Source organism: Neobacillus sp. C211 (assembly GCF_051842875.1).
GTDB lineage: Bacteria > Bacillota > Bacilli > Bacillales > Cytobacillaceae > Neobacillus.
This window is the reverse complement of record NZ_CM122574.1, coordinates 334,395-356,710: the sequence shown is the minus strand read 5'-3', so window position 1 is coordinate 356,710 and position 22,316 is coordinate 334,395. Positions and strand designations below refer to the sequence as shown.

Genomic DNA, 22,316 nt, shown 5'->3' with positions numbered 1-22,316 from the left:
ATGCTGGCTTGTTTTTTTTATTGATTTTAAGATACGGCTGCTCTTGAGAGTTCATTATATTGGACGACTAGTTCATATACAGCATATAAGCCGACGTCTTGATTCGCATTTAATTAAAATCGCAAAAGTTGAAGAAGATATGATTATTATTAAATCAAAATAAACATCAACTATATAAAAGCAAAAAAAGATCAGAAACCAGGGTTCTGATCTTTTTCGCTCTTATAAGGATAGCGCTTATAATTTACTGAATAATGATTTGACACCTTGGTAAAGCAAAACAAAAGAAAATACTAAAATAGCAAGTGCCCCTACTATATGGAAAAATGATGACAGCCCAGCTAAAAATGAAATTGTTGGCATATTAACTAAGGCAAAACCGGCTAAGATACAAGCTAAAAATAAATTTGCTAAACGATCCATTCTAAAATCCCTCCTTTGTGATTAGAATATGCTTTAAGAGGATCGTTGACTGGTCAAGAGTCCTATAATCATTTATTTTTTCTCAATAAAAAAAACCAGACCGGAAACTGATCTGGGTTAAGAACTTCTTTAAGATAGCACTTCTGAATTGGATATTGAAACTTGTTGGCTAACTGCCTCTCCATTATTGGCAATTTTGGTGACCTCGATATATTTAATATGGTGCTCTTCCATATCGAGAATTTTAAAGGAATAGCTTTCATGAAGGAGGATGTCTCCTTCTTTTGCTTCGTAATTCTCGGTTAGAATCCAACCGCCAATCGTATCGACATCTTCATCGTCAATCTCCACTCCCAATAAATCATTGACCTCACTAACTAATACTTTAGAATCGATAATATAATGGTTTTCTTTAATTTTGCGAATCTCTGGAATTTCATCCATATCGAATTCGTCACGAATTTCCCCAACAATTTCTTCTAAGATATCCTCAACAGTAACCAGCCCGGAAGTACCGCCATATTCGTCCATTAAAATCGCCATATGGACACGGTCTTTTTGCATTTTTACTAATAAGTCATGGATAGGAATCGTTTCTATTACTCTAATTATTGGTCGTGTATAGTTTTCTAGAGTACGTTCAGCTAGTTTTTCATTACCAATTAAATCAGTCATAACTTCTTTTATATTAATAAGCCCAATTATATGATCCTTATCACCATCAATGATGGGATACCGTGTGAATTTTTCTTCACGTAAAACCTGAAGAAAAGTCTCTAATGTATCATCCTTAGATAAGGAAACGATTTCCGTTCTAGGGACCATAACTTCTTTGGCAATACGGTTATCAAATTCAAAAATTTTATTTACATACTTAAACTCTGATTGGTTAATTTCACCACTTTTGTAGCTTTCAGATAGAATAATTCGAAGCTCTTCTTCTGTATGGGCGATTTCGTTTTCAGAAACAGGCTTTAGCCCAAAAAAACGTGTTGTAATTCGTGCAGAACCATTAAGCAGCCAAATTACAGGATACATCACCTTATAAAAAAGGATGAGCGGACGTGACATCATCAGGGTAATCCATTCTGCTTTCTGGATCGCCAATGTTTTAGGTGCAAGTTCACCAATTACTACATGTAAAAATGTAATCGCTGCAAATGCAAAGCCCACAGATAATATTTGGTTAAAACTTTCGGGAATATGCAGGCCTTTAAAAATAGGGTGCAGGATCTTTTCAAATGTCGATTCACCAAGCCAACCTAATCCAAGGGCAGTAATGGTAATTCCTAACTGACAGGCAGAAAGGTATTCATCTAGGTTCGAAATCACTCGTTTAGCTGTCACAGCACTCGAATTTCCGTCTTCGATTAACTGATCAATTCTTGAGCTTCTTACTCTGATAATAGCAAATTCTGAAGCTACAAAAAAAGCAGTTAAAGCAATTAAAATGGCTATAATAACCAAGTTAAATATGTCCAAATAAGTTCCCTTATCCCGCTTTTAGACAGGTAAGGAGTCACCTCCCAGTTTAATAAAAAAAATTAACTCGTATTTAAAATAAACTCATATCTAGTTTTCTGCTAATCTCGTCTAATGGTCATTATACCACCTCGACAATTTTCTAAATTAACAATAATTATAAAGAATTTGAACCGTACAGTCAAACGTTCTGGTTAGTATATTGGTTGATAACTATATTTTATGGGAAAACATAGTGAATATGAACAGTGAAGACGAAATATTACAAAAATTATCTAAAATAATACTGGCTCCTATTCAGGAGCCACTTCCACTTTTTTTTGTTCTGTTTTTGCTTTATATACTTCAATATATAAGATATGGTGACCTTCTATCTCATTAATTTCGAATACAAATCCGTCGTTTTCGATGGAATCACCTTTATGTACATCAAACTTTTGTGTTAAAAACCAACCCCCAATCGTGTCTACATCTTGCTCATCAAGTGATGTGCCCAGTAGATCGTTTACTTCGCTTATTAGTACTTTTCCATCCAAAATAAAATGACCATCTGCTTTTTTCTGAACCAGTGGGAGTTCATCTAAGTCAAATTCATCCCGTATTTCACCAACAATTTCTTCAAGAATATCTTCGACCGTGACAATTCCTGCTGTCCCTCCATATTCATCAGATAAAACGGCCATGTGTGAACGGTTTTTTTGCAGTTTGACTAGTAGTTCCTGAATGGGAATTGTTTCAATGACATGAATGACTGGCTTAAGATAAGGGATAAGCGGTCTTTCGCCGGTACATTTTTGCTGAATACAATCGGTTAAGACCTCTTTAATATTAACAACACCTAAAATATTATCTTTGTCACCATCAATAAGGGGATATCTAGTGTATTTTTCTTCCTTGACTATTTCAATAATTTCTTCCATTGAGGCATCCCTGGATAGAGTTACAAGCTCAGTTCTCGGAACCATAATTTCTTTTGCAATCCGGTTATCAAATTCAAAAATTCGGTTCATATAACGGTATTCAGATTGATTTATTTCCCCACTCTCATAGCTTTGTGAAAGGATTAACCGCAGTTCTTCTTCCGAAAGGACGATATCATGCTCAGAGGCTGGCTGTATTCCGAAAAGCCCAGTAACAAATCTGGCGGAACGATTAAGAATCCAAATAAAGGGATACATTAGCTTATAAAATATGATTAACGGTCGTGCAAAAAACAAGAGGATTTCTTCAGCTTTTTGAATCGCTATCGTTTTTGGTGATAATTCTCCAATTACAACATGGAAATAGGTTATAGCAATAAAAGCAATGATAAAAGAGATAATGTGTTTTAAAGATAAGGGTAATTGAATCCATTCAAAAACGGGATCTAGCAGCTTTCGAATAGTGGGCTCACCCAGCCATCCTAATATTAGGGAGATGATCGTAATTCCAACCTGAGTAGCTGATAAATATCCATCCAAATTAGAAATGACTTTCTTTGCTGCTTCCGCTTTGGGGTTTCCTTCTGATAGTAATTGATCAATTCTGGTTGTTCGAACCTTTACCATCGCAAATTCAGAAGCGACAAAAAGTGCGGTAAAGGCTATTAGGATAACAATAATAATTACATTCATCCAAATCATCTATCACCTTACAAAAGGTAAGGTATGCCACCTCACTTACGTTGTACTGTATACATTATTTCAAAAAAAAATTCTATTAGCAAATCGGCCTATAAAAAATGCTGCCAATAGGCAGCATGTAACGATTTGTAATTAGACTTTTTTTAATAGGCCATTCTTTTATTCCAGTCGCGGGCAAGCATGCTATAAACAAAAAGATCATGATATTGTCCATACAATTGTTCGCCGTCTCTAATGATCCCTTCCTTTACAAAACCGAATCTCTCAGGAATCGCACGGCTTTTTTTGTTTTTTATACCACAGCGAATTTCAACACGGTTTAAGCCTAATGTGAAAAAGGCATAGTTTATAAGGGATTGAACGGAACGAGTCATGATCCCATGACCTTCTGCATTTTTGGAAAGATAATAGCCGATACTTGTCATACGGTTATGCCAATCAATTTGATGTAATCCAATTGAGCCAACTAGTTCACCTTTATAGAGTATCCCTACGTTTAATCCGCTATTTTCTGAGAACTGGGACAGCCATACGGGAATAATCGCCTCAAATTGATAAAGGGAGTTCATGCTATCCACCCAGGGCATCCATTCACGTAAATGTTCACGATTCTCCTCAACTAGCTGATACAGCCTTAAGGCGTGATGCTGCTGGAACAACTGGAGCTCAATTTCATTATCAACCTTTAATGTAAACATTGGCCTAATCTCCTGATAAAAAATTTTAGTTCATCATATGCAACAGGAGTTTATAATGGAAGATATATTGAAGAGAAAAAAAAGAATCCCTGCTTAAATGAAAGTGGGATTGGATAATAGGACTATGAATGACCTTGTTCATTGCCACTAGGGATGGCTGTGACTGGTAAGCTAATCGAAAATGTTGTTTTATCAGGAGTGGAATCACAAACTAAATTCCCTTTATGTTTTTCAATAATTTCTTTACATACAAACAATCCAAGACCTGTACCCAGTTTTTTTGTCGTGAAAAATGGTTCGAAAATGGATTTTCTTAGTTCAGCTGGGATCACTGGGCCATTATTGGAAATATTGATTTTGATGGACTGATTTTCGAGACTGCTATTGATCTCAATTGTTGGAGTGGGATTCTCATCATGATTCAATACATCTATCGCATTAAATATGATATTAATTAATACCTGCCTAATTTCATCCGCATACCCATTAAGAGTAATATCTTCACTTAATTCTTTTCTTATTTTTACTTTTCCATCGAGAATGCTTGGATATAGAAAGTTTAATACTTCATCAATTAATTTATTTAAATTGAAGTCATCCTTTTCTTTTCCAATTAACTCCTTTTTTGATAAAAGTAAGAATTGCGAAATACGAAAATTAAGTTGATCCAATTCACTTGAAATGATATCTAAATATTTCATATCCGGATAATCAGCTTTCAGCAATTGAATAAATCCTTGAACAGATGTTAGTGGGTTCCTAAACTCATGAATAAAGCTTGATGTCATCTGGCCGAGTAGTGTTAATCGATCCTGATGGGTAGAATCGATGTGCATTGTTTTTTCTTCGATGATTTTGTTTTTTGCTTCAGAATAATGTGAAACAGCATAGTATAAAAATTTATCAAAGCAAAAATTTATCCTGTTTAACGCTTCTTGCATATCTGACCATGGGATCCCAGTGTTACCTAAAAAGCTGTATAAAACTGTTCTCCCAAGATTTACATTATAAACAAAATCTCCAAGGTTAATATCAGCCAATACTCTTTCTTCCGAAACTTCTATGGCTAGCTTTTCGATAATGTTTAAAAGCTCTTGCTTAGTCATTTTATGCATATTAAGCAAAGCTTCGAGTAAGGCGGCTCCGTTTTCATGAATCTTCAGTTTAAAAGGGTCTGCTTTAGTGGTAACAATAGCATTTTCCCATTCTTGAATCAATTTCTGTTTATTTTGATTAAAATAGTCAATTAACTCCGTTTCGCTTTCCGTGAACATGCCGTTTTCCCCCTATGCTATTGACAAAACTGCTTACAGTGTAAATTCGATGATTAAAGCAAAAATCCTTCTTTATTTTATCATAAAAAGTGTTACTTCCGATTTTAATCATAATACTAGAATCATATGGGAAAATAAGAATAAAATCTAGCATCACTCAGTTTATATTTTCTTTGTAAAAGCCACAAAAGATTTCGAACTTTTGACAAATTTATTTTGAATGATTCATGTTCTAGCAAGTGCGGCATCCCTCCTAAAATACAATAATTATTAAAAGACTGCTATCCATGAGGTAGCAGTTTTTTAATGTTAATATTTGAATGATACGACAATCTAGTGTAAAATTACACTAGTTGCAATTGAAGGAAGGGCTGAACGTGACCAGGGATGAAATTATGATGCAGGTTTCTGAAAAACTTCGTCTCATACGAACCGAGGCAGGTTATACTCAGGATAAAATGGCAGAAATCATTGGTGTCTCAAAGAAAACACTTGTTCAAATTGAGAAAGGCAGAGTTCTTGCCAACTGGTCTACCGCTGTTTCTATTTGCGCTCTTTTTCGTGAAACGGAAACAGTCCAATTCTTATTTGGAAATGAACCGCTCGAAGTGTTAGAAACAGTTGCCCGTGAAGGAATAGATATTCGTAAATCAAAAACGTTTGGCGGCAGGATCTGGTGGAGAGTATTATCAAAGAAAAACGGTTATATTCTTCAACAAAATATTCTAAGTAAACATTTTCGCATCTTGGATGAAAGAAATTATCGCATCTTTAGCAGTATTGATGAAAAACTTTCGAGACAACGCTTTAAAGAATTGATAAAAAATGAATAATAGACATTGAAAAGATGGGAATTCTGCCCATCTTTTTTCTTTTTTGTGGAATACTAATCGGTGGAGTTATCTTTCATAGAAAACCATCATAAAATCAACCCCATACTCAAAAAAGTATACCTGTTATAGATTACAGTTAAAGGATGTTTTTCATTTGGTATTTAAAGATAAAGTAAGTGCCATTTTTACCAATTGGAAAAAGTGGCACTTACTACAAATATTAGTGCTATCAGTATTGGTTCTCGTCTTAAGTTTTTTCGGTCTTCTTTATTTTTTTTCCAAGGATGCAGATATTTCTGGACTTAAAAACGAGCTGCCCCAAGCAACCGTGTTTTATGATGTAAACGAAGATGTAGCAAGTAAAGTGTCGGCCAATAAAAATGAAGGCGTCTCAATCAAGCAGGTTCCTGATTCATTGAAAACTGCCATCATTGCCATTGAGGATCATCGGTTTTATCAACATAAGGGTGTCGATCTAATTGGAACCTCTAGGGCACTCATCCGTGACTTAAAAGCTGGAGGAATGGTCGAAGGCGGCAGTACCATTACTCAACAATTGACAAAGAATACTCTACTTACATCACAAAAAACTTTAAACAGGAAGATGGAGGAAGTTTTTTTAGCACTTCAGATTGAACGGGAGTATTCGAAACCCGAAATCCTCCAAATGTATTTAAATCAAATCTACTTTGGAAATGGTGCATGGGGAATAAAGACTGCTGCCAGCAAATATTTTGCCAAAGAAGTGAAAGACCTAACAATCAGTGAATCTGCCTTACTCGCAGGTTTAATTAAAGCGCCATCAGCCTTAAATCCGTATGAACATATGGAGAAAGCGACTGAAAGGCGAAATCTAGTATTAACACAAATGCGAAAACAAGGGTATATTTCGAGTCGGCAATATGAGAAGGCGAAGCATGAAAAAGTGGTTTTGAATTATAGGGGAGGGGACCCGTTCAGAGGTAAATTTCCATATTATGTTGATCAGGTATTAGATGAAGCAATCAACCAATACGGCTTATCACAGGATAAATTACTAACAGGCGGCTATCAAATTTATACAGAGTTAGAACCGACGATGCAAACAGCAATGGAAAAGACGTATCAAAATGATACATTATTTCCAAAAGGAAAGGATCGCCTTATACAGAGTGGTGGAGTATTAGTTGATCCAAAGACAGGCGGGATCAGGGCCATTGTTGGCGGTAGAGGGAAACACACCTTTAGGGGCTATAATCGTGCTTCACAATTAGAAGCACAGCCAGGATCCTCCTTTAAGCCATTAGCTGTTTATACACCTGCACTGGAAAATGGCTGGGGAATGACCGATATGTTAAAAGATGAACCGATGACTTTTGGCGATTATCAACCGAGTAATTACGATCATCAATATGCTGGAGAAGTGCCGATGTATGAAGCCGTTAAAGAATCAAAAAATGTTTCAGCAGTATGGTTATTAAATGAGCTAGGGATCGAAGAAGGATTAGATTCTATCAAACGGTTTGGAATTTCATTGGACAAAAATGACCGCAATTTATCACTTGCCCTGGGAGGCTTGCATAAAGGAGTCTCTCCCCTCAACATGGCTGAAGCCTTTGCTGTTTTTCCGAATCATGGTGTAAGAGTGAAGACCCATGCAATCAAGAAAATTGTGGATGCAGACGGAAATGTAATCGCTGAGTGGAAAACAAAAAAGGAGCGAGTCACTACAAAAGCTGTTACCGATAATATGACGACAATGCTCCTTGGTGTAGTTGAACAAGGAACAGGAAGTGCTGCACAAATACCGGGCCGAGAAACGGCAGGGAAAACAGGTTCAACTCAGGTTCCAATCAAGGGCATCAATGGTGTAAAGGACCAATGGTTTGTTGGTTATACACCACAGCTTGTTGGAGCTATCTGGGTAGGCTATGATAAAACAGATGCTAATCATTACGTAACTCCAATAAGTAATAAAGGTTCGGCGGTTGTTTTTCGTGAAGTGATGACGGAGGCACTAAAGAATGCACCATCGGAAAGCTTTAATGTCCCACATATTACTTCATTGATAGAGAAGAAAAGGCTGGAAGAAGAGGCGAAGAAACGAGGGAATATTCAAGAGAACTTTAATAATGAGGTTCAGAAATGGGAAGAGAAGTGGAATAAGCAAAAGGAAAAGTGGAAGAAGAGGTGGAAGAATAGAGGGAATGGTGAGGGTCACTAATATTTTTATCCGAATATACAATAGATAAAACAATTCTGAAAAATGGGAATTGACTTTTAAATAAACTGGTGATAATCTAACAAAAGAAGAAAAAAAAGGAAAGGGAGGGTTACAATAATGATTAAATTCAATCCAGCTTTTTTACCATTTGAATATTTGAATGTAACCTGTCCTGAAGAATTTTCCTGTTAATTTTAGACGCGAAAATTAATAAATGACAAAAACACAGGTTGCGTTTTATTTGATACGTAACGTGTGTTTTTTTGTCCCTTTTTTTAAAAGGAGGCATACTGCACTACTGCGGTATGTCTTTTTTTATAAATAAAAATGCTTTAAGGAGGTAAATTTGATGGGAAATTTAGAATTAGTCAGGATTGGAAATACAACGGAGGCGCTAGAAGGCGGATAGTAAAACATAAGGGGGCAGTCAGTTATGTTTGCGGTATTAAAAAAATTAAGTTGGTTCTTTAGAGAAAATTGGCAGCGGTATATGATTGCCATTACGCTATTAATTTTAGTTGGTATTTTGGATGTGATGCCGCCAAAATTAATTGGAATGGCGATTGATGAAATTCATATCGGTATTATAAGTAAACAGAAAATTCTCAGGTACCTCGGTATCCTTTTATTAATTACGGTGTCATCCTACGCGATCACCTATGTATGGATGTATCGTTTATTTGGAGGGGCCTTCCTCGTTGAAAGGAAACTCAGGTCTCGATTTGTCAAGCACTTATTAAAAATGACCCCGGGATTTTATGAAAAAAATCGAACAGGGGACTTAATGGCACGTGCTACAAATGATTTAAAAGCCATCTCTATTACAGCAGGTTTTGGGATCCTAACCCTAGTGGATTCTAGCGTCTGGATGTTAACCTTGCTGTTGACAATGGGACTTTTCATTAGCTGGAAGTTAACATTAGCGGCTATTATCCCGCTGCCATTAATGGCCATTTTAATGAAAATTTATGGGAAAAGGATTCATACTCGCTTTATGGAAGCGCAGGATGCCTTCGGTGAACTGAATGACAGGGTGCTTGAATCTGTCGCAGGAGTAAGGGTCATCCGTGCTTTTGTTCAAGAAGTGGCTGATAGTAATCGGTTTCATCAACTCACGGAGGATGTTTATCATAAGAATATTAGGGTTGCAAAAATTGATGCCTTATTTGATCCCACGATAAAGGTGCTTGTAGGAATAAGCTATTTAATTGGTCTCGGGTATGGTGCTTATTTAGTTTTTCATCAAACGATTACATTAGGCAATCTGGTTTCCTTTAATGTGTATTTAGGGATGCTGATATGGCCAATGTTTGCTATTGGTGAGTTAATCAATGTGATGCAAAGAGGGAATGCCTCTCTAGACCGTGTGAATGAGACACTTAATTATAAGGTAGAAGTCGGCAATCCACTCGAACCTGTTGCAATCGCTACAGCGGATCGTATTGATTATCAAAAGGCAACCTTCAGGTATCCATCTTCTAAAAATGACAATCTAAAAAATGTGGATGTTAAACTTCTTCAGGGGCAAACATTAGGAATTGTAGGTAAAACGGGCTCAGGAAAGACCACCTTTATTAAGCAGTTATTAAGGCAATATCCACTTGGGACCGGTAAGGTATCTATTTCAGAGGTATCATTAGAGGAACAAACCTTGAATCAAGTCCGTAACTGGATTGGTTATGTGCCCCAAGATCATGTCCTGTTTTCTCGAAGTGTGAAAGACAATATTCTTTTCGGCAGGACAGATGCCAGCGACGAAGAGTTAGAAACAGCCATAGATTTAGCGGCGTTCCGTAAGGATCTTGAAATGCTTCCGGAAGGATTAGCTACGATGGTAGGAGAAAAGGGTGTGGCCTTATCAGGAGGGCAAAAACAACGTATTTCGATTGCCCGCGCGCTAATCAAAAATCCAGAAATCCTTATTCTTGATGATTCCTTATCAGCTGTTGATGCGAAAACAGAAAAACAAATTATTGATAATATCCGCTTGGTAAGAACAGATAAAACAACGATTATTACTACTCACCGAATGTCTGCTATCGAGCATGCAGACCATATTATCGTTCTAGATGAAGGCAGAATTGTTGAAGAGGGAACACATGAACAACTGATTGAACACAATGGGTGGTATAAGGAACAATTTATCCGCCAACAGATTGCAGGTAAGGTCGATGAGGGGGTATCAGCATGACAACTGGGAAGCGATTAACTAAGTACGCTTTTACTTATAAAAAAATTATTATAGCGGCATTGCTCATGCTGACCATTTCTGTCGGAACCGACCTTGCAGGACCGTTTATTGCTAAAAATATTATAGATCAGCATATATTAGGGATTGAATCTGTTTGGTATGAAACGGCAAGTGGCAATCGGGCAGTGAATTATGACGGGAAATTTTACACAAGAGAAAAGTATTTATCTATATCAGAACAAGAGGGAAAACAAATTCAAATTTTGCAAGTCGGTTCCAAGTTCGTTTTCATTGACCAAAGACTTGAATTTGATGGGAAGAGAAGCTTAAAAGAAGGAATTTTGGAGATTAAAAAAGGTGGACGAAAGGCAGAGTATCGGGCGAAAATCCTAAAGGAGTCTGAAATATTATCCTTTTACCAGCCAGAGATTCCAGCTATCTTTCAACTATTGGCCATCTATTTTGGGCTCTTGGTTGTATCAGCCGTTTTTCAATACGGAGAACGTTTTTTATTACAAAAATCAGCCAACCGTATCATTCAAAAAATGCGAGAAGATGTCTATGGTCAGATACAACGGTTGCCGATTAATTATTTTGATAATTTGCCTGCAGGTAAAGTGGTAGCAAGAATCACGAATGATACAGAAGCAATCCGGGAGTTATATGTTACTGTTCTTGCTACCTTTTTTACTAGTGCCATATATATTACAGGAATATATGTTGCCTTGTTTATTTTGAATGGAAAGCTTGCAGCGATTTGTTTGTTATTATTGCCAATTCTATATGCATGGATGCTAATATACCGGAAGTATGCTTCTAAATATAACCGTGTCATCCGGTCTAGGAATAGCGATATAAATGCAACCATCAATGAGTCCATCCAAGGGATGAGTATTATTCAGGCGTTCAGTCGCGAAAAAGAAACAAAAGCAGATTTTGAAAAACTAAACCATGAGCATTTTACGTACCAGAATAAGCTATTAAGTTTAAATGCATTAACCTCTCATAATCTGGTTGGGATATTAAGAAATCTCATTTTTGTGGCATTTATTTGGTATTTCGGGGGCCAGGCGCTGAATACTTCTACTATCCTATCACTTGGGATGCTATATGCCTTTGTTGATTACATCAACCGCCTTTTCCAACCTGTTCAGGGGATTGTCAATCAATTGGCTAATTTAGAGCAGGCACTTGTGGCCGGTGAACGAGTATTCAAGTTGATGGATGAGCCAGGGGAAAATGTTAGTGGTGAGCGGATTGCTCGTTTTAAAGGGAATGTAAGATTTGATTATGTTTCGTTTGGATACAAAGAAGGAGAATTCGTGCTAAAGAATATTGATTTTGAAACGAAGCAAGGTGAAACAATTGCCCTCGTTGGTCATACAGGTTCTGGAAAAAGTTCGATCATGAATTTACTTTTCCGTTTTTATGATTGTCAAAAGGGGAAAATTACGATTGATGGAAGGGATATTGAATCCATCCCACGTCAAACGATCCGAAACCATATGGGCATCGTTTTACAGGATCCCTATCTATTTACAGGAACGATTGCTTCCAATGTAAGTCTTAATGATCCTTCGATTACAAAAGAAAAAATCGAGAAAGCATTAAAGGATGTTGGAGCAGAGAAGGTATTCAAAAATTTAGAAAATGGGTATGATGAACCTGTTCTTGAGAAAGGAAGCACCCTTTCGAGCGGGCAGCGGCAGATAATTTCTTTTGCCCGTGCGCTTAGCTTTAATCCTGCGATTCTAATTCTTGACGAAGCCACTTCTAGTATTGATACAGAGACAGAAGCAGTGATTCAAGAGGCTATGGATGTCCTGAAAAAAGGGAGAACAACCTTTATCATTGCCCACCGGTTATCAACGATTCGAAATGCCGATCAAATAATTGTATTGGATCGAGGGACGATCGTTGAAAAGGGATCACATGATGAATTGATGGGGAATAAGGGGAAATATTATCAGATGTACCAACTTCAGCAGGGCAGCACAGATATGGCAGGATAGAAAAATGGCCCCTTAACGAAATTTGTTAAGGGGTCTTTTTTCAATAAGTAAGTCCCACTCGCGAGCCGATAAATTGTTTGTTAATAAGCTGCTTAAATACGAAATCAGCTGTATCGTAAATCGAGATGGAAGAAGGATGATCAGGTAAAAAGTCTTTTTCGTACCTGTAATATCCTTTTCTTTCACCTATAGGTAAGTAGGTAGGACATACAACCGTCCAATCAAGTCCAGAATCTTTTAGCATTAAATAGGCTTTTAAGTGTTCCTCCGCATCACGAGTGCTTTTTCGTTTCGACTCAGAGGATTGAAATCGATATAAATGTGGGGCAGAACGAGCCTGCAAAATTCCTGCTGTACCAATTGTAATAATTCGGCTTATTTCCTGCTCTTTCATATGTTTAATGATTAATGGCATCGATCCAGACAGAGTAGTGGTGCCATCTGTATTTAATGCACTAATGACCACATCTGAACCAGTTAAGCTATTAGCAATATCTGTCTCATTAAGTACATTACCTGTCTTAACCTCAAGACCTGCACCATTACTATTTAGCTTTTTCATATCTCTCACTAGTGTAGTTATAGAATGTTGCTGGGACAAAGCATTTTCTAAAATGATCGAGCCTACCCTGCCCGTTGCACCAAATAGGCAAATATTCACAAAAAGTTCACCTCTTAGTCAATAATGTGTAATAATCATCACTTGTCAAACCCGCCGCTTGTGATATTTTAAAAATGTTTAAGTATTTAATAATATCGGGGTGGGATGTATATGTCAGAGTATTCAGTAGTACTATTGATCGGTAGTTTTTTAATCCTTTCTTATTATATCGGATATACAATCATTAAACATTAAATTATTAACTGCAGACAAGTGTCTGCAGTTTTTTTACATAAGTAAATTGTAAATAGTTTAATAAAATGGATAGGAATGGGTATATATATTGAAGTATACGAATTTGTGAGGTGTGGATGACACGTGGAGAATTATCGAATCGAAAAAGATACGCTAGGTGAGGTTCGTGTGCCAGCAGATAAATATTGGGGTGCGCAAACACAACGAAGTAAGGAAAATTTTAAAATTGGCTCCGAAAAAATGCCATTGGAATTAATTTATGGCCTGGTTTTTATAAAAAAAGCTGCAGCAATCGTCAATTTTCAATTAGGAAAACTCAGCGAGAGGAAAATGAAGGCAATCATAAAAGTATGTGATTCTATTCAAAACGGAGGGATGGATGAACATTTTCCATTGGTAGTTTGGCAAACAGGCAGTGGTACTCAATCCAATATGAACGTAAATGAAGTCATTGCCAATCGGGCGAATGAATATTTAAAAGAGCAAGAAGCCAATCTTGAAAAAATCCATCCGAATGATGATGTCAATTTGTCGCAAAGTTCCAATGACACCTTTCCGACAGCAATGCATATTGCTGCCTATACAAAAATAGTTGAGGATCTCCTTCCTGCTATTTCAGAATTAAAAAACACGCTGCTTTTAAAAGAGAAGGATTTTTCAAAAATAATCAAAATAGGTAGAACTCATTTGCAGGATGCAACACCACTAACGCTGGGACAAGAGATCAGCGGATGGCGGGCAATGCTTGAAAAATGTGAAAGGATGATAACAGAGGCAAACCAGTATCTGCTTGATTTGGCAATAGGAGGGACAGCTGTTGGTACAGGAATCAATGCTCCCTCACAGTTTGGTGACAAGGCTGCCGAGCAGATTTCGATGCTCACAGGTTATCCATTCCGTTCCTCTGGGAATAAATTCCACGCATTAACAAGTCACGACGAAATTGTTCATGTTCATGGGGCGTTAAAGGCTTTGGCAGCTGATTTAATGAAAATGGCTAATGATGTCCGCTGGCTTGCTAGTGGGCCGCGCAGTGGAATCGGTGAACTTAGCATTCCCGCAAACGAGCCAGGAAGCTCCATTATGCCGGGGAAGGTTAATCCTACTCAGAGTGAAGCGTTGACGATGATTGCGTGCCAGGTTTTTGGGAATGACGCCGCCATCGGATTTGCGGCAAGCCAAGGGAATTTTGAGTTAAATGTGTTTAAACCAGTAATAATTAATAATTTTATCCAATCAATCAGGCTCCTATCGGATGGAATTAATTCTTTTAATAAAAATTGTGCCTTAGGTCTCCATGCCAATGAAGAAATTATCAAAGAGCATGTAAACCGCTCTTTGATGTTGGTTACAGCGTTAAATCCACATATTGGCTATGAAAAGGCCGCAGAAATTGCCAAACTTGCATTTAAAGATAATTGCTCATTAAGGGAGGCGGCCATAAAAATAGGCTATGTTTCAGAAGAACAATTTTCAAAATGGGTTAGACCTGAAAATATGATTTAAACAATGAAAGCCCCCTTCCAAAAGAAGGGGGCTTAGCCATAATATTTATTTGTATTTACTGGTTTTTCTAAAAATTAGCGTTGGAATCCGCCAAGTTGAGATTCAGCCATTGCTACTAGACGCTTTGTAATTTCTCCTCCAACAGAACCGTTGGCACGTGAAGTAGTATCGGCACCAAGATTTACACCAAATTCAGATGCAATTTCATACTTCATTTGACTAAGAGCTTGCTCGACACCTGGTACTAGAAGTTGATTAGAGTTGTTGTTAGCTGCCATAGTTGAATAACACTCCTCTTAATAAGTTTGGGGTCAGTATGGAGTTGAACCATAATGGAGATTAAACCATTGCCGCCTTGGCCTAACCCATGTTATCAATGTTACCTTTGATAAGCTTCTACAAATTGGAGATTCATTCATTGTCTTTTGTTTGGTTGGATGAGTCGGACTTGCACCGGCTATTACCCTTTTTGGTTTCATCCATCGTTGTAAGTAGGTGTTGCTTGCTTTGTAATACTTATTATGATTAAAACGGAAAGACTTATTCGAGAATTTAATTGGTAATTAATTCCATCACATATGGTTTGCAAGTTAACACAAACTAAGATTATCAACTAAAAAAAGGGTGAATAGGATGTCAGTATGCCCAGTATGTAATGGTTTTCGGGAAGCTTACTTATTATGTACAAGTTGCGGTGAGCCTATGATGGAGAATGGACGTCTTATGGATTTTTATGATGATTATAGTCCATACATGGAAATAGATCTAATGAAGATGGAGGATGGTTATCCTGATACAAATTCAGGTCAAAAGTGTCCCCATATGTATCGATGTCCTTCCTGTAATAAAGAAGAAGTATTTTTTATAAAAGAATAAGCCCCGTTTCCTGAACGGGGCTTATCGGTTATTATTATGGGCGGATTCGTGATTCTGTTTCAACATCAAAGAAATGTGCTTTGTTCATATCAAATGCTAGTTCTAAAGTATCGCCAGGATGAATATCTCCACGGGAGTCAACGCGGGCTACGAAATCTTGGCCGCCAATACTCGAATAGATCATTAATTCTGCACCAGTTAACTCTGCAACATCAACGTTAGCATTAATTTTTGTACCTGCAGACGCATCAATGAAAACTGGCTCATCATGAATATCTTCAGGGCGAGTTCCAAGAATGATTGATTTTCCAACATAGCCTTGTTCACGAAGATATTTCATTTTTCCTTCAGGAACAGAAATAGATGTTTTTCCAATCACAAATTTTCCATCTTCTAGTTTTCCGTTAAAGAAGTTCATTGCTGGAGAGCCGATAAAGCCACCGACAAAGACATTCTCAGGCTTTTCATACACTTCTTTAGGTGAACCAACTTGTTGAATGACACCATCCTTCATAACAACTAGTCGAGTAGCCATTGTCATTGCTTCAGTTTGATCGTGCGTAACATAGATAGTAGTTGTATCTAAGCGGCGGTGAAGTTTTGCAATTTCAGCACGCATTTGAACACGAAGCTTTGCGTCTAGATTTGATAAAGGTTCATCCATTAAGAATACCTTTGCATCACGGACAATGGCACGTCCTAATGCTACACGTTGACGCTGTCCACCAGATAGTGCTTTAGGTTTACGGGTTAAGTAAGCCTCTAAACCAAGAATTTTTGCTGCATCTTGTACACGACGATCAATTTCATCTTTAGGGAACTTGCGCAGTTTTAAACCGAATGCCATATTATCATATACCGTCATGTGTGGATAAAGAGCGTAGTTTTGGAAAACCATGGCGATATCACGATCTTTCGGTGCTACGTCGTTCACTCTTTTACCATCAATGTAAAAATCACCTTTTGAAATATCTTCAAGACCAGCAATCATTCGTAGTGTAGTAGATTTTCCGCACCCAGATGGGCCAACAAACACGATAAATTCCTTATCTTCAATATGTAAATTGAAGTCTTGAACAGCTGTTACTTTATTATCATAAATTTTATAAATGTGATCTAATTTTAACTCTGCCATTTGTAATTCCTCCCTTTATCTTGTTAACAATATTGTACAATTAGAGGTAAAAAATCAGTATGGACAGAGTGCACAAAGATTGAAAGCGCTTTTTTGGGCAGATTGTTACTTTTCTTTACTCTGCTCATATAGTAGACAAGCTAAAAACACTGTAAAAGCACCGTAAAAATCCTTTAATTGGATTCCAGTTTTATCGATGAATTTATCGATCCGGTATTGAAGTGTATTTCTATGAATATACAACTTTTTTGCCGTTAAGCTGGCATTTAAATTATTTTCGAGAAAGACTTTTATAGTTGAATACATCTCTGTTTCTTCATTAAAGACTCCAAAGATTAATTGATTGACCCTTTGTTTTAAATCAGCCGGCAAGTGATAAGCTAAATAGGATGGGAAGACGCGCTCAAATGTAAAAATATTCAGGTGGGTCACAAGATTCGCAATCCCAAAAGAGAAGAATTCTTTCTCTTGAAGATATTTTGAGCGAAGTTGATCGGAAAAAGAATGGAACTTTCCGATAAAAAAAGAAATTTTTATATAAAAATCACTTTCTAATGTTTCAGTCATTGAAATCAAATCTTCCTCTGTAAGAGCAATCGCGTTGCCCTCTTCAATGACAATACCTCGACTGTGGTTTTCCCATATAATCATAATTTCTTCAGTAAAAAAACCTTTTAAGGCAGACTCAATTTCGCTTTGATTCGTATCATCGCTGTTAAATTGGAACTGAATGAAACGAAGATATGTCTCAGGTTTACAAGTAGGGAGAGGACCATCCAATAGTAAATAGGTATCCCATCCCTTTGCAGCGGAATTGCTCGAAGGATTTTTATATTCAACTAAATGGTAAATTGTTTTAAGAAGGGCTAATTCCTTTTCAGTTACCACAGCTTTAGGAATGGCGATCCATTCGTTTTCAATCTCATTAAAGAAGATATAAAATTGTTCAGAGGGATTCACTGGCTTAACTGGAAACAAAATGGAATTCTCATAAATAGACAATAATTTTTTTAACATGGTTGATTTCCCCGTTTTTTAATATTTACTTGATTCATTTATTATACCAGTAGTTGATAAAAGCAAGAAAATAATAAAGGCTAGCCTTTGTTAATGCGGGCTAGCCTCTCATATATGGTGGTTATAAAGATTAATCACATTCATAGGGTGGTTGTTCTTCAATGAACCCATGGGCTTCTTCGATATTAGTTGTATCATGGCGTGAATGGACAGAACCACCAGACATGCCTTCGTTAATCATCCGGTCCACATCCATGAACACCTTATCTCTGCCTTCATAAGCAGAACCTAAATCCGTTACCTCGTCTTTTCCTTTATCCATAACCATCATCCCTTTCCGTAAACTATTTCTAGTTTGTGGAAAAGGTGAGTTTTCATACACTTTAAAGATCCCGGCATTACATTATTCATAAACATGGTAAAGCATCAGCTCATGGATTTGGCTTGATAATGCCTCGATCTCATCTCGTTCAGGTACATTTGTTGTCCATTCTATATTCCCTGTTTGATGATAAATTCCTGTGACTCTTTGCTTTTTATGATAAAAGGAAAAATTCCATCCCGGAATATTTTTATTTTCAAATAATGGCTTGAATTGAAAGTGCATTAACATCGTGAAATCCCCCTTTTAATTTACTTACTATTAGCTTAACTTGTTTGGGAGATTTTTTAAATAGAATTTTCTGTCAATTTTTTCATCTGTTCTGATAATTTGAGAGTTGGAGGAATAAGCGGCAAAGTTGCTCAATTTTCTTTTCTTCTATTTCGTGTTCGTCAAAGCTCTGGGGTTTGGAATTTACCTCGTAAATATAGTACTGCCCCGTTTTACTTACCCCAGCGTCGATGGAAAATTCACCAAAATAGCCAAATCGTTCAGATAATGCCCTTCCAATATAAGGGATAATTGTTTCAATAAATTGATCATGCTTTTCAGAATGCAAAAGTTCATAGGGCAAAAGTCTCCCACCAGAGGGTATATGAGTAGTAATTCCTTGTTCTTGTGATTGCCTAATCCCAATCCCAGTTAAAATGTACTTACCTTCATCTGCGTGGGCAAGAATACGAAAGTCAAAACGATTACCTTCGTATTCAGCTGATGTTATTTCCTCTTGGGCTAGGTAGTTTTTCTCAAGTAGCTCCTTACCCCAGTTCTCCCAAAAATGATTAAAGGATTTATAAATTTCCTGAAGATAGATTCCTTCTAATTGAAGCTTGGAAGAACCCATCAACTTTAAGCGGAAAATCCCTTTTCCTTTTGATGATTGCGCAGGCTTTAAATATATGCTTATTTGCTTCTGCAGAAAAGTGATCAAGTCCTTTTTTTGCTGGATGAGGATTGTTTGCGGCAAAAAGGTTTGCAAATACGGATGGGTTTTAAGTAATTCATATAACTCAAATTTATCGATAAAACATGGATTGAAAAAAGGGATATTTTTCTCCTTTAAAATCGAAAAAAAACGTTGGTATTGCTCATTTTGTTCTGACTTTCGGAAAGGCACCCGATTATAAACCAGGTTTGGATAGGGGAATATTTCCTTAACCCAGTGATTTTGATCAGGTAAATAGGTATAGCCAGTAATAAGATCTGTATCTACATCTTCCGGAGTAAAGACAAAGCTTATTCCATCAAGTGAAATAAGCTTCTTTTGTAATGCTATAAATAGCGGGCCATTACCCGCAATAGAACCATTTGATTTTCTCGCTGACATAATGCCAATCAGTGGCCCTGCTTGATTGGCTTTCATGTGAATAACTCCTCTGGGTGTAATAATGATTGCTCGGTAAGAAAGACAGCAAACGCAATGGACAATTTACGTGTTAGCAAATCAAAATCTTTCAATTCGGGATGAGCAAAGATTGTTCTTCCAGGTTTTGAATTTGCTTCAAAGAGCCAAACATCTCCATTTCGGTCGATACCTAAATCAAAACCAATCTCACCAATAATGCCTTCTACATTCCTATCCAAAGAACTGCTTAAAAGAAGGGCGGCATGGGAGAGTCTTTCTTTATACAAAGTACGTTCATCCCCTGAGAATATTTCTTCGAGCGTTTTAACATTACCACCGCTTCTTGTATGAGTGGTCACGCTGCCAGGGCCTGCGATTTTCGCTGCAATGGCTGATACATGCCAATTTCCCAGATCATCTTTATTCGTGTGGACGCGAAAATCAATTGGTCTTGATTCGCTTCTAAGTAAATTAATACCCTGCTGTACCAACATTTTTTCAAGTGATTGATTGGCGAATACGATACCCATCAATCGTTCTAAACTTGAAAATCTTCGCAAACGGTTTACACCACTTTCATCTTGGTAGCGGCAAAAATAATCATCGGTGTGCTTGTCATATATTATTTGGTGAACACCTAAACCAAGACTGCCATTTTTAGGTTTAATAAAAACATGGCCATGGGTAGAAAGCATGGTCTCGATTGAGGAGAAGGATGTAAATGGCAGTGTTTCTGGTAGGAAGCTTGCAACTATGTCATCATGAATAAGCCTTTCATGAATATCAAGCTTGTTAAAAAATCCAGGATTATACCAAGGGATAAGGTATTCCTTTTGCAAGCGGTCACGCACCTTAATTAATTTTGGGTTATTTTCACTTCTCCGATTGGGCAGCCGATCATAAATAACATTAGGAAAAGGCACTTCAACCGTCTCCCATGCATTATTTTGAAAAATGTACCCTTCTATGATTCCTTGGTCCCAATCAATATGCTGTTCTCCAAATACAAAAGGTAAAGCACCCACCATTTTATTAACGGATAGAAGTTTTGAAAAGAACAATGTTCTTTCACCAATAGGTTCCAAAGGTAGAGAGGTAAATCCCGCTGTGAAAATACCTACAAGTGGACCGATAATAAGACTATGGTTTTTGAAAAAGACATGAAGTGGAGTGTTGAAATTAGGAAAATGGAGCGCTTTTTGAATTTCTCTGCTTATCGAAACCCGGTCATTCTTATCAGGATGAGGGATAAAATCAACTTCTATGGATCTCGAACCAAAGGCAATCCTTGTGATCTCTTTATCTTTAAGAAATGATGGAGGACAGAAAACAACTAATTGATCATTTTGAGCAACTTCAATGAGATAATGTTTTCTCATAATAGCTCTTCCTTTCTTTTGAATCTATCAGGGTTAAGTGTTTCCCGTAAAGCAAAGGCGCTAGGTTCAGAGAATCTTTAAGGTCTGGTTGAGTTTGCAAGAGCACTTTTCGCCCTGGTTTCGAATTTACATCCAAAATCCAGATTGAACCATTTTTCGCTATGCCAATATCTACTCCGATTTCAAATAATGGTAAAAATGCATTTTCAAGAAGAGGAGGAAGATTCGTGAGAATGTATGTTAATTCTTGATTAATATATTCCCTAGTAGCAGGTGGGAGAGAAAGTGACCAATCGGCAAAGGGGAGGACGGTACCGCCAGCACTTAAATTTGATAAAATCCCCCCAGTATTTCCTCTACGAATCCCTCTTCCTAATTCGTTCCATTTCCCATCCATATTTTTTTGCAGTAGGACGCGAATATCGAATGGCTGCAGTTGATTATTTGATAATTCAAGATAAGGTTGCAGTAAGTATTGACGATTACAAATGAGCGATTGTAACCACTGGGTTAGCTTCGTTTCATTTGGGAAAATCCGTGAAATAATCTTCTTTTGTTTTTCAGTTTTAACATGAAAGGATTTTTCATTTTTTTTCAAATAGTAAATGCCATTCCCTTGCGATCCGTTAATGGGCTTTAATATAATCCTTTTCTTTGTTGTTAATTCATTTAATACGATGTTAGTATCGGAAACAGATTGAGTTACAGGTAAGTAAGCCGATAAAACTGTTTTTCTTAATTCTTCATAGAGTTCTAGTTTATTTGGCAGACCATATCCTAAAAAGGTTATGTCAGTTCTGGTCTTTAGCCAAGATACAATCGGAATGCATTGTTTGGAATGCTCATCATCACCGTAAAAACAACGGTCATAAATAATCGTTGGAATGTGAAATTCACTGTCGACCCAGGATTTTGTAGTTAAATTAAATTTTTCCCCTTTTACTTGAAGTGTCAGCGGATCTATTTTTGAAGGGATGAAGCGGTAGCATTCCATCCCACAGGATTCTGCAAGGTGCGCGATTTCGTTTATATAGGACTGTTCACTTTCCATGCTAACTGTCATTATTCCAAATGCTATCAAT

At 37.1% G+C, this 22,316-nt stretch carries 20 protein-coding genes; 6 read left to right on the top strand and 14 right to left on the bottom strand.

Annotated features, from left to right (window positions below; translation table 11 throughout):
• Window positions 1-237: 237 nt before the first annotated feature.
• The 5 genes from ACSU6B_RS01825 to ACSU6B_RS01805 all read right to left on the bottom strand — a co-directional run bounded on the left by ACSU6B_RS01825 (window position 238) and on the right by ACSU6B_RS01805 (window position 5,499).
• Window positions 238-423: a hypothetical protein gene (locus ACSU6B_RS01825; RefSeq protein ID WP_410882245.1), complete on the bottom strand. Its 186-nt coding sequence runs from the start codon at window positions 421-423 to the stop codon at window positions 238-240.
• 129 nt (window positions 424-552) lie between these two features.
• A complete protein-coding gene (locus tag ACSU6B_RS01820; protein ID WP_410882243.1) occupies window positions 553-1,905 on the bottom strand; it encodes a hemolysin family protein in 1,353 nt (450 codons plus the stop codon).
• A 293-nt stretch (window positions 1,906-2,198) separates the two neighbouring features.
• Window positions 2,199-3,527 carry a hemolysin family protein gene (locus ACSU6B_RS01815; protein ID WP_214999916.1) on the bottom strand — a complete coding sequence of 443 codons (1,329 nt, stop codon included), beginning with the start codon at window positions 3,525-3,527 and terminating at the stop codon, window positions 2,199-2,201.
• Between the two features lie 143 nt (window positions 3,528-3,670).
• The gene (locus tag ACSU6B_RS01810; RefSeq protein WP_410882241.1) at window positions 3,671-4,225 is read right to left on the bottom strand and encodes a GNAT family N-acetyltransferase; all 555 of its coding nucleotides are present in this window, start codon (window positions 4,223-4,225) and stop codon (window positions 3,671-3,673) included.
• A gap of 122 nt (window positions 4,226-4,347) precedes the next feature.
• The gene (locus ACSU6B_RS01805; protein ID WP_410882239.1) at window positions 4,348-5,499 is read right to left on the bottom strand and encodes a histidine kinase N-terminal domain-containing protein; all 1,152 of its coding nucleotides are present in this window, start codon (window positions 5,497-5,499) and stop codon (window positions 4,348-4,350) included.
• Between the two features lie 377 nt (window positions 5,500-5,876).
• Here ACSU6B_RS01805 and ACSU6B_RS01800 point away from each other — a divergent pair, with 377 nt between their 5' ends.
• From ACSU6B_RS01800 to ACSU6B_RS01785, 4 genes are all read left to right on the top strand, one after another.
• Window positions 5,877-6,332, top strand: coding sequence for a helix-turn-helix transcriptional regulator (locus ACSU6B_RS01800; protein WP_214999905.1), 456 nt, complete (start codon window positions 5,877-5,879; stop codon window positions 6,330-6,332).
• A gap of 154 nt (window positions 6,333-6,486) precedes the next feature.
• On the top strand, window positions 6,487-8,535 hold the full coding sequence (locus ACSU6B_RS01795) for a transglycosylase domain-containing protein (RefSeq protein WP_410882237.1): 2,049 nt from the start codon (window positions 6,487-6,489) through the stop codon (window positions 8,533-8,535).
• Between the two features lie 433 nt (window positions 8,536-8,968).
• Window positions 8,969-10,726 (top strand): ABC transporter ATP-binding protein, encoded by a 1,758-nt coding sequence (locus ACSU6B_RS01790; protein ID WP_410882235.1) that lies wholly within the window; start codon window positions 8,969-8,971, stop codon window positions 10,724-10,726.
• The gene (locus tag ACSU6B_RS01785) at window positions 10,723-12,738 is read left to right on the top strand and encodes an ABC transporter ATP-binding protein (RefSeq protein ID WP_410882233.1); all 2,016 of its coding nucleotides are present in this window, start codon (window positions 10,723-10,725) and stop codon (window positions 12,736-12,738) included. Before ACSU6B_RS01790 ends, ACSU6B_RS01785 begins: the two co-directional genes overlap by 4 nt.
• Window positions 12,739-12,778: 40 nt before the next feature.
• On the opposite strand, the gene ACSU6B_RS01780 is transcribed toward ACSU6B_RS01785, so the two are convergent.
• A complete protein-coding gene (locus tag ACSU6B_RS01780; protein WP_214999899.1) occupies window positions 12,779-13,399 on the bottom strand; it encodes an NAD(P)-dependent oxidoreductase in 621 nt (206 codons plus the stop codon).
• Between the two features lie 318 nt (window positions 13,400-13,717).
• Between ACSU6B_RS01780 and fumC the strand changes: the two genes are divergently transcribed.
• A complete protein-coding gene (gene fumC / locus ACSU6B_RS01775; RefSeq protein ID WP_410882231.1) occupies window positions 13,718-15,100 on the top strand; it encodes a class II fumarate hydratase in 1,383 nt (460 codons plus the stop codon).
• 74 nt (window positions 15,101-15,174) lie between these two features.
• Here fumC and ACSU6B_RS01770 read toward each other — a convergent pair whose 3' ends face one another.
• Window positions 15,175-15,378: an alpha/beta-type small acid-soluble spore protein gene (locus tag ACSU6B_RS01770; RefSeq protein WP_168242404.1), complete on the bottom strand. Its 204-nt coding sequence runs from the start codon at window positions 15,376-15,378 to the stop codon at window positions 15,175-15,177.
• A 355-nt stretch (window positions 15,379-15,733) separates the two neighbouring features.
• Between ACSU6B_RS01770 and ACSU6B_RS01765 the strand changes: the two genes are divergently transcribed.
• A complete protein-coding gene (locus tag ACSU6B_RS01765; RefSeq protein WP_410882229.1) occupies window positions 15,734-15,976 on the top strand; it encodes a hypothetical protein in 243 nt (80 codons plus the stop codon).
• A gap of 34 nt (window positions 15,977-16,010) precedes the next feature.
• Here the strand turns inward: ACSU6B_RS01765 and ACSU6B_RS01760 are convergent, their stop codons facing one another.
• The 7 genes from ACSU6B_RS01760 to ACSU6B_RS01730 form a co-directional block, all read right to left on the bottom strand.
• Window positions 16,011-17,111, bottom strand: coding sequence for an ABC transporter ATP-binding protein (locus ACSU6B_RS01760; RefSeq protein ID WP_168242406.1), 1,101 nt, complete (start codon window positions 17,109-17,111; stop codon window positions 16,011-16,013).
• A gap of 105 nt (window positions 17,112-17,216) precedes the next feature.
• Window positions 17,217-18,128: a PucR family transcriptional regulator gene (locus tag ACSU6B_RS01755; protein ID WP_410882227.1), complete on the bottom strand. Its 912-nt coding sequence runs from the start codon at window positions 18,126-18,128 to the stop codon at window positions 17,217-17,219.
• Window positions 18,129-18,258: 130 nt separating this feature from the next.
• A complete protein-coding gene (locus tag ACSU6B_RS01750; RefSeq protein ID WP_410882225.1) occupies window positions 18,259-18,450 on the bottom strand; it encodes a hypothetical protein in 192 nt (63 codons plus the stop codon).
• Window positions 18,451-18,531: 81 nt separating this feature from the next.
• Complete coding sequence (locus ACSU6B_RS01745; RefSeq protein ID WP_088085981.1) at window positions 18,532-18,741, bottom strand: YheE family protein; 210 nt, start codon at window positions 18,739-18,741, stop codon at window positions 18,532-18,534.
• 82 nt (window positions 18,742-18,823) lie between these two features.
• On the bottom strand, window positions 18,824-19,873 hold the full coding sequence (locus ACSU6B_RS01740; protein ID WP_410882223.1) for a YheC/YheD family endospore coat-associated protein: 1,050 nt from the start codon (window positions 19,871-19,873) through the stop codon (window positions 18,824-18,826).
• A complete protein-coding gene (locus ACSU6B_RS01735) occupies window positions 19,870-21,234 on the bottom strand; it encodes a YheC/YheD family endospore coat-associated protein (protein ID WP_410882221.1) in 1,365 nt (454 codons plus the stop codon). The genes ACSU6B_RS01740 and ACSU6B_RS01735 overlap by 4 nt, the downstream gene beginning before the upstream one ends.
• Window positions 21,212-22,315, bottom strand: coding sequence for a YheC/YheD family endospore coat-associated protein (locus ACSU6B_RS01730; protein ID WP_410882219.1), 1,104 nt, complete (start codon window positions 22,313-22,315; stop codon window positions 21,212-21,214). Before ACSU6B_RS01730 ends, ACSU6B_RS01735 begins: the two co-directional genes overlap by 23 nt.
• Window position 22,316: the final 1 nt, after the last annotated feature.

What these genes read in the sequence shown, in the direction of transcription:
- ACSU6B_RS01805 (WP_410882239.1), bottom strand. Translation starts at nt 5,499, where the DNA reads ATGTTCACGGAAAGCGAAACGGAGTTAATTGACTATTTTAATCAAAAT.
- ACSU6B_RS01735 (WP_410882221.1), bottom strand. Translation starts at nt 21,234, where the DNA reads ATGAGAAAACATTATCTCATTGAAGTTGCTCAAAATGATCAATTAGTT.
- ACSU6B_RS01815 (WP_214999916.1), bottom strand. Translation starts at nt 3,527, where the DNA reads ATGATTTGGATGAATGTAATTATTATTGTTATCCTAATAGCCTTTACC.
- ACSU6B_RS01785 (WP_410882233.1), top strand. Translation starts at nt 10,723, where the DNA reads ATGACAACTGGGAAGCGATTAACTAAGTACGCTTTTACTTATAAAAAA.
- ACSU6B_RS01825 (WP_410882245.1), bottom strand. Translation starts at nt 423, where the DNA reads ATGGATCGTTTAGCAAATTTATTTTTAGCTTGTATCTTAGCCGGTTTT.
- ACSU6B_RS01765 (WP_410882229.1), top strand. Translation starts at nt 15,734, where the DNA reads ATGTCAGTATGCCCAGTATGTAATGGTTTTCGGGAAGCTTACTTATTA.
- ACSU6B_RS01755 (WP_410882227.1), bottom strand. Translation starts at nt 18,128, where the DNA reads ATGTTAAAAAAATTATTGTCTATTTATGAGAATTCCATTTTGTTTCCA.
- ACSU6B_RS01750 (WP_410882225.1), bottom strand. Translation starts at nt 18,450, where the DNA reads ATGGATAAAGGAAAAGACGAGGTAACGGATTTAGGTTCTGCTTATGAA.
- ACSU6B_RS01745 (WP_088085981.1), bottom strand. Translation starts at nt 18,741, where the DNA reads ATGTTAATGCACTTTCAATTCAAGCCATTATTTGAAAATAAAAATATT.
- ACSU6B_RS01740 (WP_410882223.1), bottom strand. Translation starts at nt 19,873, where the DNA reads ATGAAAGCCAATCAAGCAGGGCCACTGATTGGCATTATGTCAGCGAGA.
- ACSU6B_RS01760 (WP_168242406.1), bottom strand. Translation starts at nt 17,111, where the DNA reads ATGGCAGAGTTAAAATTAGATCACATTTATAAAATTTATGATAATAAA.
- ACSU6B_RS01790 (WP_410882235.1), top strand. Translation starts at nt 8,969, where the DNA reads ATGTTTGCGGTATTAAAAAAATTAAGTTGGTTCTTTAGAGAAAATTGG.
- ACSU6B_RS01810 (WP_410882241.1), bottom strand. Translation starts at nt 4,225, where the DNA reads ATGTTTACATTAAAGGTTGATAATGAAATTGAGCTCCAGTTGTTCCAG.
- ACSU6B_RS01770 (WP_168242404.1), bottom strand. Translation starts at nt 15,378, where the DNA reads ATGGCAGCTAACAACAACTCTAATCAACTTCTAGTACCAGGTGTCGAG.